Origin of the sequence: Jeotgalicoccus huakuii (genome assembly GCF_036665975.1) — a bacterium.
Classification (GTDB): domain Bacteria; phylum Bacillota; class Bacilli; order Staphylococcales; family Salinicoccaceae; genus Jeotgalicoccus; species Jeotgalicoccus marinus.
Genome location: NZ_JAVIYN010000007.1, coordinates 20,838 through 37,208 on the forward strand (window position 1 = coordinate 20,838; position 16,371 = coordinate 37,208).

The 16,371-nt window shown below is 36.3% G+C and carries 13 protein-coding genes; 9 read left to right on the forward strand and 4 right to left on the reverse strand.

Annotation, left to right across the window (positions count from 1 at the left end):
- The first annotated feature begins 16 nt into the window (after positions 1-16).
- Positions 17-439 carry a universal stress protein gene (locus V6E76_RS05010; RefSeq protein WP_026865952.1) on the forward strand — a complete coding sequence of 141 codons (423 nt, stop codon included), beginning with the start codon at positions 17-19 and terminating at the stop codon, positions 437-439.
- Between the two features lie 69 nt (positions 440-508).
- The gene (gene mqo / locus V6E76_RS05015; protein WP_026865951.1) at positions 509-1,984 is read left to right on the forward strand and encodes a malate dehydrogenase (quinone); all 1,476 of its coding nucleotides are present in this window, start codon (positions 509-511) and stop codon (positions 1,982-1,984) included.
- Positions 1,985-2,006: 22 nt separating this feature from the next.
- Here the strand turns inward: mqo and V6E76_RS05020 are convergent, their stop codons facing one another.
- On the reverse strand, positions 2,007-2,435 hold the full coding sequence (locus V6E76_RS05020) for a MarR family winged helix-turn-helix transcriptional regulator (protein WP_026865950.1): 429 nt from the start codon (positions 2,433-2,435) through the stop codon (positions 2,007-2,009).
- Between the two features lie 67 nt (positions 2,436-2,502).
- Positions 2,503-2,739, reverse strand: coding sequence for a DUF896 domain-containing protein (locus V6E76_RS05025; RefSeq protein WP_026865949.1), 237 nt, complete (start codon positions 2,737-2,739; stop codon positions 2,503-2,505).
- A 155-nt stretch (positions 2,740-2,894) separates the two neighbouring features.
- On the opposite strand from V6E76_RS05025, the gene V6E76_RS05030 reads away from it, so the two are divergent.
- Entirely contained in the window at positions 2,895-4,559 is a 1,665-nt protein-coding gene (locus V6E76_RS05030) for an ABC transporter substrate-binding protein (RefSeq protein WP_247350396.1), read from the forward strand.
- Between the two features lie 34 nt (positions 4,560-4,593).
- Here V6E76_RS05030 and V6E76_RS05035 read toward each other — a convergent pair whose 3' ends face one another.
- Positions 4,594-6,849, reverse strand: coding sequence for an excinuclease ABC subunit UvrA (locus V6E76_RS05035; RefSeq protein WP_247350399.1), 2,256 nt, complete (start codon positions 6,847-6,849; stop codon positions 4,594-4,596).
- A gap of 149 nt (positions 6,850-6,998) precedes the next feature.
- Here V6E76_RS05035 and V6E76_RS05040 point away from each other — a divergent pair, with 149 nt between their 5' ends.
- From V6E76_RS05040 to V6E76_RS05055, 4 genes are read left to right on the forward strand one after another with little or no spacing between them, the layout of a single operon-like run.
- Entirely contained in the window at positions 6,999-8,531 is a 1,533-nt protein-coding gene (locus V6E76_RS05040) for a DUF6583 family protein (RefSeq protein ID WP_026865946.1), read from the forward strand.
- Positions 8,532-8,559: 28 nt separating this feature from the next.
- Positions 8,560-9,780, forward strand: coding sequence for an ABC transporter permease (locus tag V6E76_RS05045; RefSeq protein ID WP_499797720.1), 1,221 nt, complete (start codon positions 8,560-8,562; stop codon positions 9,778-9,780).
- Positions 9,777-10,883: an ABC transporter permease gene (locus tag V6E76_RS05050; protein ID WP_026865944.1), complete on the forward strand. Its 1,107-nt coding sequence runs from the start codon at positions 9,777-9,779 to the stop codon at positions 10,881-10,883. Before V6E76_RS05045 ends, V6E76_RS05050 begins: the two co-directional genes overlap by 4 nt.
- On the forward strand, positions 10,870-11,523 hold the full coding sequence (locus V6E76_RS05055; protein WP_198687175.1) for an ABC transporter ATP-binding protein: 654 nt from the start codon (positions 10,870-10,872) through the stop codon (positions 11,521-11,523). Before V6E76_RS05050 ends, V6E76_RS05055 begins: the two co-directional genes overlap by 14 nt.
- 36 nt (positions 11,524-11,559) lie before the next feature.
- On the opposite strand, the gene V6E76_RS05060 is transcribed toward V6E76_RS05055, so the two are convergent.
- Positions 11,560-12,135, reverse strand: a complete 576-nt coding sequence (locus tag V6E76_RS05060; protein WP_166626338.1) for a TetR/AcrR family transcriptional regulator — start codon at positions 12,133-12,135, stop codon at positions 11,560-11,562.
- A 143-nt stretch (positions 12,136-12,278) separates the two neighbouring features.
- Here V6E76_RS05060 and V6E76_RS05065 point away from each other — a divergent pair, with 143 nt between their 5' ends.
- Both V6E76_RS05065 and V6E76_RS05070 read left to right on the forward strand, forming a co-directional pair.
- Positions 12,279-15,506 carry an efflux RND transporter permease subunit gene (locus V6E76_RS05065; RefSeq protein WP_247350406.1) on the forward strand — a complete coding sequence of 1,076 codons (3,228 nt, stop codon included), beginning with the start codon at positions 12,279-12,281 and terminating at the stop codon, positions 15,504-15,506.
- Between the two features lie 129 nt (positions 15,507-15,635).
- Positions 15,636-16,319, forward strand: coding sequence for an AraC family transcriptional regulator (locus V6E76_RS05070; protein WP_198687174.1), 684 nt, complete (start codon positions 15,636-15,638; stop codon positions 16,317-16,319).
- Positions 16,320-16,371 lie beyond the last annotated feature (52 nt).

The window sequence follows — 16,371 nt, forward strand, 5'->3', positions numbered from 1 at the left end:
AGAGAGGATAGTAAATATGTATAAAAAAATATTAGTACCTTTTGACTTTGGAAACTCTTTTGTTAATGTTCCTGAGCAACTTCAAAAATTGTCTGGTTCGAGTAAAGAAGCTAAGATTACAGTGTTTAACGTAATTGCAGAAAATGAGATGGCTGATAATGTAAAGTTTCACGGGAAACATTTTGATGAAATTGCTAAGGAGAAAGAAGCAGACATTCAATATTTCAAGGATGAGCTGGATAAGTATGATTTAAATTACGAAATTAAATTTTCAACAGGTAGAGTACTCCAAGAACTAAAGAAAGAAATTGAGAATGGAGATTACGAAATCGTTGTAATGAGCAACAAGAGATCAAGAATGCAAATTAAACATGTACTTGGTCATGTGACGCATAAGGTAGCGAAACGCGCGAATATTCCGGTCATTATTGTTAAATAATAGAATGTGAAAATATGCCGGGAAACCGGTATATTTTATTTAATTCAAAAAGTAGAGAGCTGGTTAACTATGACAAATTCTAAAAATGTAATATTAATCGGAGCAGGCATTATGAGTGCGACCCTAGGAACGTTTTTAAAAAATCTAGAAGGTGAGTGGAATTTAAAAATGTTCGAGCGACAAAATGCACCTGCTTTAGAAAGTTCTAATGAGCTTAATAATGCAGGTACAGGGCATGCTGCCTTATGCGAATTAAATTATACAGTAGAACAAAAAGATGGCAGCATTGACGTTGAAAAGGCAAAAGAAATTAACGAGCAATTTGAAATTTCTAAGCAGTTTTGGTCTTATCTCGTAAAAAATAAGGCGCTGGATGAACCTGAGTCTTTCATTCGTCCACTCCCACATATCAGCTTTGTACAGGGAAAAGAGAACGTTAATTTTCTAAAAAATAGATATGAAGCTTTAAAATCACTACCGATGTTTGAGGGATTGACCTATACGGAGAGCCATGAGGAAATCGGCCAATGGATTCCACTGATGATTAACGGCCGTGACAAGGCTGAAAGTATAGCGGCAAGTAAAGTGGATTATGGTACAGATGTGAATTTTGGTGAATTAACAAGGAAGCTTGTAACGAATCTACAAGCGCAGCCAAATACAGCGGTTAGCTTCAATCATGAAGTTGATGGTTTTCGTCGTTTAGATAATGGGAAATGGGAAGTCAAAGTGACGAATTTAGAAACTGGAGCGACGGAGTTTCATTCTGCTGATTACATCTTCATTGGTGCAGGTGGGCATGCGATACCGCTTCTACAAAAGACGGGCATCCCTGAAAGCCGCAATATTGGAGGTTTCCCAATTAGTGGTGCATTTTTAGTGTGTAATAATCCTGATATTGTGAGTCAACATGGTGCCAAAGTGTACGGTAAGGAGCCAAAAGGTAAGCCGCCAATGACGGTACCTCACCTGGATAGACGTTATATTGATGGTAAAGAAAGCTTGTTATTTGGACCATTTGCAGCAATCGGTCCTAAGCTTTTAAAATATGGCTCTAACACGGATTTATTTAAATCAGTCAATCGCTTTAACTTGCTGACTATGATGTCGGCAGGATTGAAGAATATTCCACTTGTACAGTACTCAATCGAACAAGTACTCATGAAGAAAGAGAATAGAATGGAAGAATTGAGACGTTTCGTACCTGATGCGAGGGATGAGGACTGGGATCTGCATATCGCAGGTAAACGGGTCCAAGTCATTAAAGATACGAATGAATATGGACGTGGTTATATACAATTTGGTACTGAAGTTGTAAACTCACAAGATCACAGCGTGATTGCCCTACTTGGAGAATCTCCAGGCGCTTCCGTATCGGTACATGTTGCCTTAGATATTATCGACAAAAATTTCCCGGCTTATAAAGAAAAATGGTTAGATAAATTATCAGAAATGATACCATCTTATGGTCAGTCTCTAATCAGTGATTCAACCTTGTTAAAAGAAATTAGAAATAATAATAATAAAATACTCAAACTAAATTAAGAACTGATGGAGGATTCCTCCATCAGTTTTTTTCTTCGCATATGATATTTAGTAAGTCTTCTAAAGCGGATTTTTCTGAACCTGACAAGTGAGCGAATGCTTCACTTATATCTTTTGTATATACTGGGTGAATTTCGTTGAATACTGATTTACCCTCGTCGGTCAAAATCGCCTTACAAAAGCGCTTATTATCAGCCTGTATTTCTCTACGAACTAAACCTTTTTTCTCTAATTTATTTACAATATACGTAATGCTACCACTGGGTATCATCAATTTTTCACTTAAGGTTTGTATGTAATGTGGCCCATGCTCAAATAGGCATTCTATTACGAGTAAATTTTCAAATGTGAGTCCTTGATTCTTAATATGAGTTCTTGCTTTATCATTTAGAATTTTTGAAGCAGTCATCAATGACTTATATAAATGTAAATCTCTCTCTTGAACTGACATAAGACATCCTCCTCTTTTTAAATAGATAAAGCCCTCATCTCGTAAGAGATGAAGGCGGCTTAAAATTCTATGAGTGGCCGTTTAAAAGGTTTTTAACTTTTTCAACATTTAATTTAGCAGGTGTTACATCTATACCGTCTTCATTTTGAATCGTTATTGAAGTGATATTAGAAGAAACCTGACCACGAATTTCTTTAAGATACTCTTGTCTTAATTCAGCACGTTCTTCAATTTCTGCCTCTGTTAAACCTACTGTACGGTTCTTTTGAGCAAGCTCATTAATGCGTGTCAAACTAGAAATCATGCGTATTTCTCCTTCCTTCTTTTAATATCCTATTACTAGGCTATATAAATCCTAACATTAGGATGTTATATTGTCAATACTGAACATAATTAGATAGTATTTTCTGACTATTCAATATATAATTTATATATTCAACTAAAAGGGGGTTACATATAATGCAAAATTTCAAATGGTTTTTGGTAATACTTGTTGTCATATTACTTGGAGCTTGTACCAATGATAGTGAGGTCGATGTTGAGGGAGAAGAAAGTTCTACTTCAGAAAAGACAGGGGATGTGGTTGTAGGATTTGACCAAGACTTGTCGACGATTGATCCTCATGGTACGAATGATGTCATTGGAATCCAAGTAAGGCGTCACCTCTTTCAGACCTTAGTTGCAAGAAATCCTGATATGAGTCATAAAGCAGGTCTTGCTAGTGAATGGTCACAGGTGGATGAAACGACATGGAATTTTAAATTAGTAGAAGACGTGACATTTCACAATGGATCAGCGTTTACTGCAGAAGATGTTAAAGCATCTTTAGAGCGTGTTGTTGACCCGAGTGTCGGTACGCCGACGCAATTCTTGTTTGAAATGATTGAAGAGATTGAAATTGTTAACGATCATGAACTTAATATTATTACGAGATATCCATTTGCTCCACTGCCTGATAACTTAGCACATACTGCTGGTAGTATTATGAGTAAAGAAAGTATCGATGCCGATTATGAACAAGCTTTAGAACAGGCAGGCTCAGATGTAAACTTGGATGAATATTATGAGCTAAGAGATGAAGGTGGAGATGACTTTACGGCCCTATCTGATGAAATATCAGCCTTTACAAGCGAGCATATTTCAGCAAATCCAGATGGTACGAACTATGTGAAATTTAAAGCTAGGGCACCTGGACAAAACATAGAACTCGAACGCTTTGATGACTTTGCCGGTGATAGTTTAATTGATAACCTCACCTTCGTTATTATCCCAGAATCTGGTTCGATGATGGCTGAGTTAGAGTCAGGTGGCATTAATATCACAACACCTGTTGATATGGCCATGTTTGATCGTATTAACAATAGTGCGAACACTGAATTAGTTGAATCTGATTCACTTAGAACAAATTACCTAGGGTTTAACACAGAAAGTGAGCCATTTAATGATGTAAAAGTGAGACAAGCAATATCCAGTGCCATCGACAGAGAAGCAATTAAAAGTGGTATATACGATGGTAAGGCAGAAATACCAAATAGTTTAGTGTCGAAAAGTGCATTTGGGAATTCAGAAGCGTTACCTGAATTAAGCCAAGATATGGACTTAGCCAAACAGGCTCTAAGTGAATCAGCTTACCCTGAGGGTTTTAATGCTACAATTTGGGTTAATGATAGTCAGGACCTCGTGGATACAGCAGTGTATATTCAAGAGCAGCTTAGAGAATTAAACATCAATATTGAAGTTGAGCAATATGAGATGGCTACATTTTTAGAACGATTAGGTAATGGTCAGCACGATATGTTTTTACTAAGTTTTACAGCATCGACAGGTGACGCAGACTATCTTTTATCCTCATTGACCTTGGGTAGTAATGAAGGATTTGGAGGAAACCGTGCATTTTACAAGAATGATGAAGTGGATGCTGGTTTAGAAGCAGCAAGAAGTGCGACAGATGATGAAACGCGTGTGACAGAGTATGAAAATCTTCATAGTATTTTAATGGAAGAATTACCTTATGTACCGCTTGTACACCCTAATATGACGCTCGCTTATAACACAGATCAATTGGAAGGTGTAGAACTTGATGCAGCAGGATATATTCGTTTAGAAAATGCAACATTTAAATAAGGAAAAGGGTGAGATTTTAAAATCTCACCCTCTTTTATTGCTTTATATAACGCTTTAAATGTTTAGCCGTTACAGATTCTTCGACATTAAGAAGGTCTTTAGGTCGGCCGCTAAATAAGATTTTTCCGCCTTCTATACCGGCACCTGGGCCCATATCGACAATCCAGTCGGCATGGGTCATCATCGTTAGGTTGTGCTCTATGATCAGCACTGTATTTCCTCTATCGATGAGTTGATTAAAGCAATTTAAGAGTGTTGGAATATCTTCTTCATGTAAACCTGTTGTAGGCTCATCAAAGATATAAGTTTCCTCAGTATTATCTGCATCAAGATATTTAGAAAGTTTCACTCTTTGAATTTCTCCACCGGATAAAGTATCTAAGGATTGTCCGAGTGTCATATACTGTAGACCGGTAGCTTGTAAACGACTTAAAAGGTTTATAACGATAGCGTTATTTTTAAAAATGTTGAGCGCTTCTTCTACAGTTAATGCCAGAATATCTGCTATAGAATAGCCTTTCACCTTAGCTTCAAGCACTTCTTTTTTATAACGGGTACCGTTACAAATCTCACATACTTGAGAGAAATCTGGCATAAAGGCAAGTTCAGTTTTAATTATGCCTTTCCCCTTACAATTTGGACATGCGCCTTTGGAATTATAAGAAAACATGCTCTTAGAAAGGCCAGTTTCCTTGGCGAATATTGTACGTACTTCATCAAATATATCCATGTAAGTTAATAAGTTTGAGCGATTTGATGCGTGCACAGCTTGCTGGTCGATAATGATAGCATCTGAATGTTTGAACCCTTCTCTAAGTAAGGTGCTTTTACCCGAACCAGCAACACCTGTAAAAATTGTCAGAGCATTTTTAGGTAGCGATACGCTGACGTTATTTAGGTTGTTCTTGCTTATATGTTTCAAATCGATAAATCCCATACCACTATTGTAATCATCTTTTAAATTATGCTTGTGCGTTAGTGCACTAGCAGTTGGGGTATTTGCAGTTAAAATATCTTGATATTTCCCTGTAAATATTATTTCGCCACCGTGTTGACCAGCACCTGGCCCCATATCGATGATTTGATCTGCGATTTTGATTACGTCAGGATCATGTTCTACAACGAGAACAGTATTGCCCTTATCTCTAATATCTAACATGATGTCATTAATCTTTTGTATATCTTCAGGGTGAAGCCCTACACTCGGCTCATCAATTATATAAACGAGATCAGTTAATGGACTATTCAAATGGCGAATCAATTTAATACGCTGTGATTCACCGCCGGATAAAGTCGGTGTTTCCCGGTCTAAAGTTAAATAGTTGAGTCCTACATGTTTCAGTGCTTCAAGTTGTTTGATTAGAGGTTCAATGATGACTTGTTCTTTCTCACTTTTTAGCTCTCTTAAAAAAGGCACAGTATCTTCAATTGGTAAGGCTGTAAAGTCAGCAATATCAAGGCCATTTATTTTTGAACTTAATACTTCTTCATTTAGCCTCTTGCCGTGACAATCTGGGCACTCACGACTTGTGACAACTCTTTCAACATCTTCTAAAAAACGGTTTTTCTCAAAATTATCATTGAGTAAGAATGAACGTCTAAAACGGTGAATCAACCCTTCAAATTCTGCTGTTCTTGGCCAATTATCTGGGGGATTTTTGAGTTTTTCCGGCTTGGTATATAAAAATGTATTCATTTCATCTTCTGTATAGTCTTTAAGTTTTTTGTCGTTATCAAATAGACCACTATACAAGTAACGCTTTCCTCTCCAGCTATCTGGACGGAAAGAAGGAAATTTAATTGCATCTTCATTTAGCGATTTATTGTAATCTAGAAGCTCGTTTAAATCAATGTCTTCGACATAACCTAGACCTTGGCATCGTTGACACATACCTGCGGGATTATTAAAGGAGTACACATTGGAGTATCCAACAAAAGGTTGACCAACTCTTGACCAAAGTAATCTAACTGATGAGTATATATCTGAAATGGTACCGACTGTTGACCTTGAATTTCCACCTAGTCTTTTTTGATTGATTACCATAGCGACTGGAAGATTATCAATTTGATCTACATCTGGTTTTTCATATTTAGTCAATTGATTTTGAATATATGCTGAGTAAGTTTCGTTCAACAGACGTTCTGATTCTGCGGCAAGTGTGCTAAAAACAAGTGATGATTTACCAGAACCTGACCGACCTGTGAAAACAGTTAATTTATGTTTTGGAATATCGACGCTAACATTTTTTAGATTATTTTGTTGTGCACCGATTATACGTATTGAAGACAAAGCAATCACCTCATCTACTGTTTACCCGAAATTGTATATTTGATACAAAAAGTGACATAAATTTGACTAAATGTTAAAGAAAATGTGTATTATGTTTTCATTTGGGGAAACTTGTAAATTGAAGATAAGAATACTAAGGAGATGAGCATATGGGTAAGAAAGGATTTACTATACTTGGTGTCTCTGTCGGCGCCCTCATTGTTCTGGCAATCGGTGGATACTTTGTTTACCAAAATGTTGTGAATACACCTAAGAACACCTACCTTATGTCGGAGTTGGATAGCACTGAGAATATGACTGAAATGTTCGAGGAAAGATTTGAAGATGAATTAGAATGGTACGAAAATTCTATGGATAATCCAACAGAATCGAGCATGACGCTTACAGCTGAGACTAATGATCCTAACTTAGAAGAAAGTGGTATCTCAGAAATGATTAATAATGCTGAGATTAACATAACTGGGAGTCAAGATATTAACGAAGAACTCGCAACATTTGGTTTAGATGCAAATGTTGGTGCGTTTACCATTGAAGATGTTGCTGGTTATGTTACTGGAGAAAAAATGGGTCTTACGCTACCATTTATTGAAGATTACTTAGTTTTACATGAAGAAGATACAGGGACTTTTCTAAATCAAATGGATCCTGAAACGTTCCCTAATGAAGAAAATATTGATTTCTCTACCTTCTTCCAAACCAATGCATTAACAGAAGAGGAACGTGAGTATTTTGTTGACGAATATTCAAGTTTCCTACAAGAAAATTTACCAGACGAAGCCTTTGAAGAAGAAAGTGAAGAGATAACAGTCGGTGAGACAACAGTTAATGCAGATAAGCTGACGATGACTTTATCAGAAGAAGAAATGCACACATTCTTAAGAGAACTTTTAACAAAGATGTCTGAAGATGAGAGACTGATTGAATTAATCGAAGCTCAGATGACTCAAGCGAATATGAGTATGCCAGCAGGTGAAGAGATTGAAACAGACCCAAGTCAGCAACTAAAAGATGCTGCTGAAAATGTTGAGGATATCGGGTTCCCAAATGGTATGACATCAGTTATTTGGACTGATGATGAAGATAATATTGTACAACGTGATCTAGATGTATCCGTAACGATAGATGAGCAAACGGAAGATATTGAATTGGACTCAACACATGAAGTGCGTGAAGATGGAAATCTAATCAATGTTTCACTGGGTACTGCTGAAGATAAAGTTAACTTTACTTTTGATTTAAACGAAGTAGATTCAGGCTATGAGGATGTAATGACGTTAAATGTTGAGGATGAAGACATTTTAGTCCTTAACTCAACGAAAACTGAAGAAGAAGATAATGAGATTTGGAATCTTGAGGCAACAGTAAATAACTTTAGCCCTGATCAAAGTACGCCATTTAATATCTACATGGAGTCATCAACAAACTATGGAGATGATCAGGCATCAGGTGATATCCAACTATATGCAGACGACGGTACGAATATTACCAGAGACACTGCAGTTCTAAACATTGCACATGAAAGTCAGTCTGTTAATGAGGTCGAGATTCCTTCATCAGAAAATGAAACAGATATTGGTAAGATGAACCAAGAAGAGCTTGAAACATACTTTACTGAAGAAGTGGAACCTAAACTAGAATCATGGCTTAGCGAAAACTTCGGTACAGGTGCTAGTGTTCAATAATTTAAATAATAGGAAGGGTGCGATAGCAATGAAAAAAATGAGACATATCCTCGTATTCATTGCTAACGACCTTCATAGATTTAAGAGGAAGTGGCTATCACTTCCTCTTATTTTACTTGCTCCAATTCTATTTACGGCTCTACTAATCTGGATATTAGGTAATGTTTTATCAGTAGAAGACGAACAAGATATCAACATTGGTTTAGTGAATATGGATGAAAATGAAACGACTGACATGCTCGTCAATACTTTAGCAGATACAGCTGATTTTACAGACGGTATAGAGATGGAGCGATTAGATATAGATGAGGCGAATGCTTTAATTGATAATAACGAGCTGTCTGCATTTATTGTGTTTCCAGAAAATTTTGCAGAAAATATGATGGAGGGGCAAACAAGTCAGCTAGAAGTGACTGGGAATCCAGATCGTAAACTTGAAAGTTATATGATTAGAAGTGTAGTGGACACCCTCATTCGACATCTTAGAAATTCCCAATCCAATGTACTTACAGTGAATCACTATGCAAAATCATTTGATATGTCAGATGAACAAAGAGAGGATTTGATCTTTCAAGAATTTGTGAGCCAGTTTGTGCAGGTTATTTCTTCAGACACCTTAGTTGATGAAGAAGAAGTATCACAGAACTTTAGTTTAGGTATATCTTACTTCTTATTAAATGGCATGTTTATTTTATTAACTATTTGGCTGTATTTACTGTACCTGATGTTAATGAAAGATAAAAACCCAGGACTCAGTGAAAGAATGAAACTACTAGGTGTAGGACATCTGGCACAAGGAATCTCAAGAATAACTGCTCTGATGCTAATTATGATCCTACCTTCTGTACTTATTTTGATGACGGCTCTTTATTTAATCGGAAATGCATTAGTCATAGAAAATTTAATGAGAATTGGCATTCTAATTTTCATACATCTATTAATAACGGTTATCTTGCTCCTTATTATCGATTGGTTGTCTAAGAGCTATAAACTAACGATGATATTACAATTAATGATGCTTTCACTCATTATTGTTTTTTCAGGAGCGATTATACCCAGCATTTACTTCCCTTTATATTTCGACTGGATCTTTGACGTAACTTATTCATATCAGGCACTGAATTGGCTTCAGGAAATTGTATTAAATGAACGATTTACGATGGAAATTAATATTATGTTATTCAGCTTGTGTACACTATTGGTGATGATGCTTATCATTGGTTTATTAAAGGAGCGTAGAGTCTCATGATGGATATGATTAAATCGAGATGGATCCTCTTGAAACGGCACCGCTTGAAGCTCATTTTTTGGTTGTTTATACCGTTATTTGTAACGGTAGGTGCAGTCTACGTGACTTCTAATGTATCAGAAGATTTTAGAGTGCCAGTAGCTGTAGTTGATGAAGCTGACGTTGAAGAAACTGATAGGATAATCAAAGGGTTAGAAGAGAGTAATTATATTAGAATAGACCATTTTGAAAGCAGTGAAAAAGATGATGCTTTAAGAGTTTTAGAACAGTATCAATATGACAGTGTCTTGGTGTTTGGTGAAGATTTTGAGGATAAAATTTTGTCAGGTGAGCGGCGTAATATGGTTGAAACATACTATACAGATCGTTCTTTTGCATACAGTACGGTTAAGGAGTTACTTGCCTCGTTAATACAAGAATCCTTAAATAGTCAAAGAATCACTGAGCAAATACAAGACCTAGAAATGGAATTGTTTAATGAAACCACAATAGAATCAGAAACTATACTTGAAACAAAAAATCAAATTGATATGGACTCTAACCTAGTCAGCCAAAACTTCACTTTTAAGGGTAAGGAGACCATGGAACAAAATGATAGCACAATCGATCCTTGGTTAATCTGGGCATATGTATCTCTTTTAACAACGGTATTCATTTTTGAATTTGTTACACGTGAAACAAGGAGCGAGACAAAACAACGTTTTTTATATCTAAACTATTCGTTTAAGGCATTTATGATTACCTCATTTTTAGCTATGCTGATAGTAATGTACATGATTGATCTAGTCACATTACTTATTATTAAGGCAATGTTTGATCAGAGTGTTAGTATAGTTAGCCTACTCATCTACAGAGCTATAGTGAATATTATTGTATTTATTGTTGCATTCTACTCTAGAAGTAAATTATCACTATATAGAAATGGGCTAGGTTTGATTGGTGTCTTATTAGGACTTCATATCATTATGCCATTCTTAAATGGAATATCGAACTTTCACCCTGTTATCGCACTAGTTGAGAATAATAACAACTTCGTGATGCTGTTTGTAACCATCTTAGTATTAACTGTTTGTTTAGGGAGGAATCGCAATGCTAGAAGTTAAGTCTTTGTCTAAAAGCTATGGTAAGAAAAAGGTGCTCGAGAACTTTAATCTTTCTGCATCTAAGGGAGAAGTCATTGGGCTCGTCGGCGAAAATGGAGCAGGCAAGTCCACCTTGTTAAAAATACTTGCGACACTGCTAAAAGAAGATAGCGGGCAAGTGCTTTTGAATGACCGAGATTATAAAAAGCACTACCGGTCACTCAGGCAGTACATTGCATATGTTCCACAAGAACTCGCACTATGGGAAGACCTAACGGTTATGGAGAATATGAAGTTCTTTGAAAACCTATCCAAGACAAGGCGGTCAAAAGAGGAATTAAAATCTATACTTGAAGCAGTTCAGCTTAAGCAAGATGATAAAAGAGTCAATCAGTTATCTGGTGGAATGAAAAGAAAATTAAACCTAGCTGTTAGCATAATTAATGAACCGAAACTATTACTATTGGATGAGCCAACAGCAGGTATTGATTTGAAATCTCGTATAGAGATTGGAGGTTTCTTAAAGAAATTAGCACAAGAGCAAGAGGTGCTTATAATATATACCTCTCATGACATGAATGAAATTGAACAAATATGTGATAGGGTCGTTATAATTGGTCAGGATGATTTTTACAGAAACCTGTTACATCAATACATCTAGATGCGTTATTTTATAACGCATAGTGTTACAAATAGGTTATTTACTAATCAAGGTCTGTAGGATGCTTATTACACCATCCTGTGAAATATCTTCTATGAGTTTTTCTAATTCAATTTGGTCTAAGGTTGACCCTCTTTCTACCCAAAGTTGGAATACACCAATGATGGCTGACATGTGATACTCAATAATAAATTGAATTTTTTCTGGTTCGTTAATATCCGAACCGTTTAGGTATTCCATTAGTATTTCACGTGTGCGTATTTTTAATTCATGAACAAAGGAGGGATCACCTTCAGGTCCAAGTAAAACGATTATCTTCTCTTGGTTCTCCATGAAATAATCATTGGAATGGCTGAGCGTATCAAAGATTAAGTCTTCCTTCTTCTCTATTCTTTGAATCGGGTAAATAATCATGTCCTTACTCGGCATAATAGACTCTTTAATCTCTTTAAGTACTTCATATGTATCTTTGAAGTATGCGTAAAATGTTCCACGATTATAGCCTGCACGATTTGTTATTTCTTTGACAGTGATTTTTTCGATGGGTTTATCTTTATAAAGTTCCCAGAATGCTTCAATTAAATTTTCTCTTGTAAGTGATTTTTGTAACAATATAGACACACCTTTTCTTTTCCGACACTGCGGATCATACTGTTGATTGATATAGACATGTTTTTTAGTTTAATATATAGAATTGTACAACACGTTGTTGGATACATACAAATACAATAAAAATAATGAGGGGCGAAAAATAATTGAAGCTATCTGATTTTTCTATAAGACGACCTAAATTTACAATCGTCGTTATGATAATACTTATGCTCTTAGGTGCAGTCTCATTAACAAGACTCCCTTTGCAGCTAATGCCACCGATTGAACCTCCTATTGCCGCGGTAGCAACAACTTACCAAGGTGCTGGGCCTGAGGAAGTGATGGAAGACGTTACAGTACCGTTAGAATCTGAATTGTCGTCTATAAATGGTTTAAGTAATATTTCTTCTCAGTCACAGGAAAACTCTTCAGTTGTTATTATGGAATTTGACTATGATATGCAGATTGAAGATGTAGAAAGTGATATTAGAAGGGCGATTGATGCAGTTGAATTACCTGAACAAGCAGAATCACCGTCCTTTTTAGAATTTGATATCTCTATGTTGCCTAGTATTCAACTGGCAGTCACTTCTGAAGGAGAAAGTGTTGTTGATTACCAAGATCAAGTGGAAGACTTAATTACAGAGCTTGAAAATATCGAAGGGGTCGCATCAATCACTGAGAATGGTGCAGTGACTCAAGAGATTCAAGTGAACTTAGATATCGACGCACTTGAAGAAGTCAACATGAGCCAGAGTGATGTGGCAGGATTAATCGAAGCAAATAACATATCGATACCAAATGCTACGATTGTCGATGAAGAAGAACGTACATCTATAACGACGCGTACGGTTAGTAATATTGACAGTGTTGAAGCCTTACGCGAATTAGTTATTACGGACATACCTGATGGCGGGACACTCACTCTAGATGATATCGCAGATGTATCTGTTGAAGCACAGGACTCAAACTCCATCACAAGATTGAATCAAGGTGAGGCCTTATCTATAGACGTGATGCTCGCTTCAGATGCGAATGCGTCGCAAGTTAATAAAGAGTTTAATAAAGTTCTTGAAGAAAAACTTTCTGAAGATGAATTTAGTAACCTAACAGTTGAATCACTTTATGATGAAGGTGAGTATATTGATCTTGCAATAAATAGTGTCTATACGTCACTTATTTCCGGTGCAATACTTGCTATGGTTGTACTCTTCGCTTTTCTTAGAAATTTAAAAGCACCGCTGATTATTGGTTTAGCAATACCATTCTCAGTCATAACAACTTTTGCGCTATTATTCTTTACAGATATAAGTATAAACTTAATGACACTAGGTGGTTTGGCACTCGGTATTGGTATGCTAGTGGATAATGCTGTAGTTGTTATTGAAAATATATATAGGCATCTATCTATGGGCAAAAACTCCAAACAAGCTGCAAGTGATGGTACAAAAGAAGTTGCATCTGCTATTATTGCATCAACTTTAACAACAGCGGCTGTGTTCTTGCCGGTTGTGTTTGTTAGTGGTTTAGTTGGACAACTATTTACACCACTTGCGATTACAGTAGTGTTTAGTTTATTTGCATCGTTGTTTGTCGCCTTAACTGTTGTTCCCATGATTGCAAGCCGTATTTTAAGCGCACCTAAACAGAACATGGAAAAAGTCAGACAGGAAAGACCATATATGAAGTGGTTGACGCTTGCGACGCGTTGGACCTTAAAACATCGTCTCTTAGTTCTTTTCATCACGACTATACTAATGGCATTAGGTTTACTAGCTATCTTTAACCAAGGTATGACTTTGATGCCTGAAAGTGATGAAGGTGCCATTACGATTGAAATTGAAAAAGAACAAGGTACTATTTATGAAGACACTCTAGAAACAGTGCAAGAAATTGAGAATTACTTAGAAGATTATTCTGAAATTGATATGTACCTTAGTAACGTTGGCTCTTCTCAACCAATGATGTCGATGACTGAAGAGACAAACAAGGCTAGTGTTACGGCAACGCTTGTTAGTCAAAATGAGCGTAATGTGACGACAAATGAATTCATAGAAGATATTGAAAGCGATGTGGAATCCCTAGATGAATCAGCTGATATCAATGTGATTCCTATGTCTCAATCAGGTATGTCATCAGAACCGAATACCTTGATGTTGAATGTATCTGATGATGATTCAGAAAGATTGAAGAAATCAGAAACAGCAATAATTAGTGCTTTAGAAGAAGATGATCAGATTGACAGTGTGACATCTAGTCGTGAAGATCTGGTTTCCGAGATGCAGATCAATGTTAACCGTGAAGCGGCTAGAGAGAATGGTTTACAGCCAGCTCAAATTGGTCAAGCACTTTATGAAGCTTCCAATGGTATAGAATCTTCTACAGTAGAAGGTGAAAATGATTTCTTAACGATAAATGTGAAGTACCCAGATAGTTATTTAGAAAGTGTAAATAACTTTAGAAATCTAGAAATTGCTAATGCTGAAGGTGAATATGTTCAGGTTAGTGAGGTTGCAGAGTTAGTTGAAACTGAAACTCTACCGTTAATTAATAGAGATAGTCAGGAAGAAACTAGCGAACTCACAGTAAACTACGATTCTTCTATGTCATTAAATGAAGCGGGTACCTATGTCCAAAATATAGTAGATGATGCAGACTTTAGTGATGATACACACTATTCAGTGGGTGGAGATTTAGAAATGCTTGGAGATGCCATTCCACAAATCCTTCTTGCAATTGTCCTAGGGATTGTCTTTATCTACTTAGTTATGGCAGCTCAGTTTGAGTCATTCAGACATCCATTCATTGTTATTATTGCAATGCCATTGACTATCATTGGTATTGCGCTCGGACTGATTGTAACGAATAGTCCACTCAGTATTGTATCCTTTGTCGGTATTATCATGTTGCTGGGTATTGTGGTCAATAACTCCATATTGCTGGTGGATTATACTAATCAGCAGAAAGAAAAAGGAATTCCAACAATTGATGCACTTGAACTCAGTGTGCAACATCGTTTCCGTCCAATACTAATCACAGCCCTAACGACAGCACTAGGTATGTTACCACTTGCTATAGGTATTGGCGAAGGCGGAGAAATGATTGCACCGATGGGTATAGTTGTAATCGGAGGTCTTGTAAGTAGTACCTTCTTCACACTATTTGTCATTCCTATTTTCTATAGTTATATCGACAAAGAAACGCGTAATATGAATAAGAAATATATGACACCAGATGGTGAAGTGATTACTCAAAAAGAAGTCGATGAGATGAAACGTCAAGAAGAACAAGGCGATATGAACATCGAAGAGACTGAAGAAGAAAAAGAAGACTATATCGATGAAATGCAAAAATTAATCGATAAGATGCGTGAAGACAACAATAATAAATAAGTTTCATAAATAGGCTATCCAAGGGGATAGCCTAATTTTTATGAATAAGTCTAAAAAATGGTGTTTATTGTTCAATTATGATTTGATGAAACAAAGCGCAAGATTTGTTCGTAATAAAGGGGGAGGACCATGACTTTAGATATTACCTGTGAGAAAAGAATTTACACGAATGACGTCACATCACACTTTCACGAACATGGACAGCTATTATTTCCTTTGTATGGCTCAATGGATTTAAAGACGATTGAGCAACAGGTGAAACTAACACCAGACTATGTTTACTATTTAGCTCCAAAAAGTAAACATACCTTTCACTCAACTGATCAGAATGAGTTTTTAGTCCTGGATATTCCAAATAATATGTTACCAGGTGAAACGAGAGATATGTATGTTGAGATGAATACGCAGTGGGCATCAGTAAAACAATTATTAATGAACGAAACAGCAAATAATGCGATTGCAAATTTAACCAATTATGTAGTGGATAAGTTAGATACAACTACACCAAAATCTATTGATTACATTCATAAAAATTATAAAGATAGGGTCAGTATTGAAAGGTTGGCTGCTGAGGAAAATTATCATCCTGCATACTATTCGAAGTGGTTTAAAAAACAAACGGGGAAAAGTGTAAAAGCGTATTTAGATGAATTGCGCTTATTAGAGGCTAAAAGACTCTTACAATTCTCATCTTGGACTATCACACGAATTGCGGGAGAAATTGGCTATGATAATGTGTCGTCGTTCACACGCTGGTTCGTAAAGGCACAAGGCATGTCACCTCATGCTTTTAAAGAGCTTAAGAAAAGATAAATCATATGTTTAAAACTGTAAGGAAGGTTTCTATGTAACGAGATATGATACT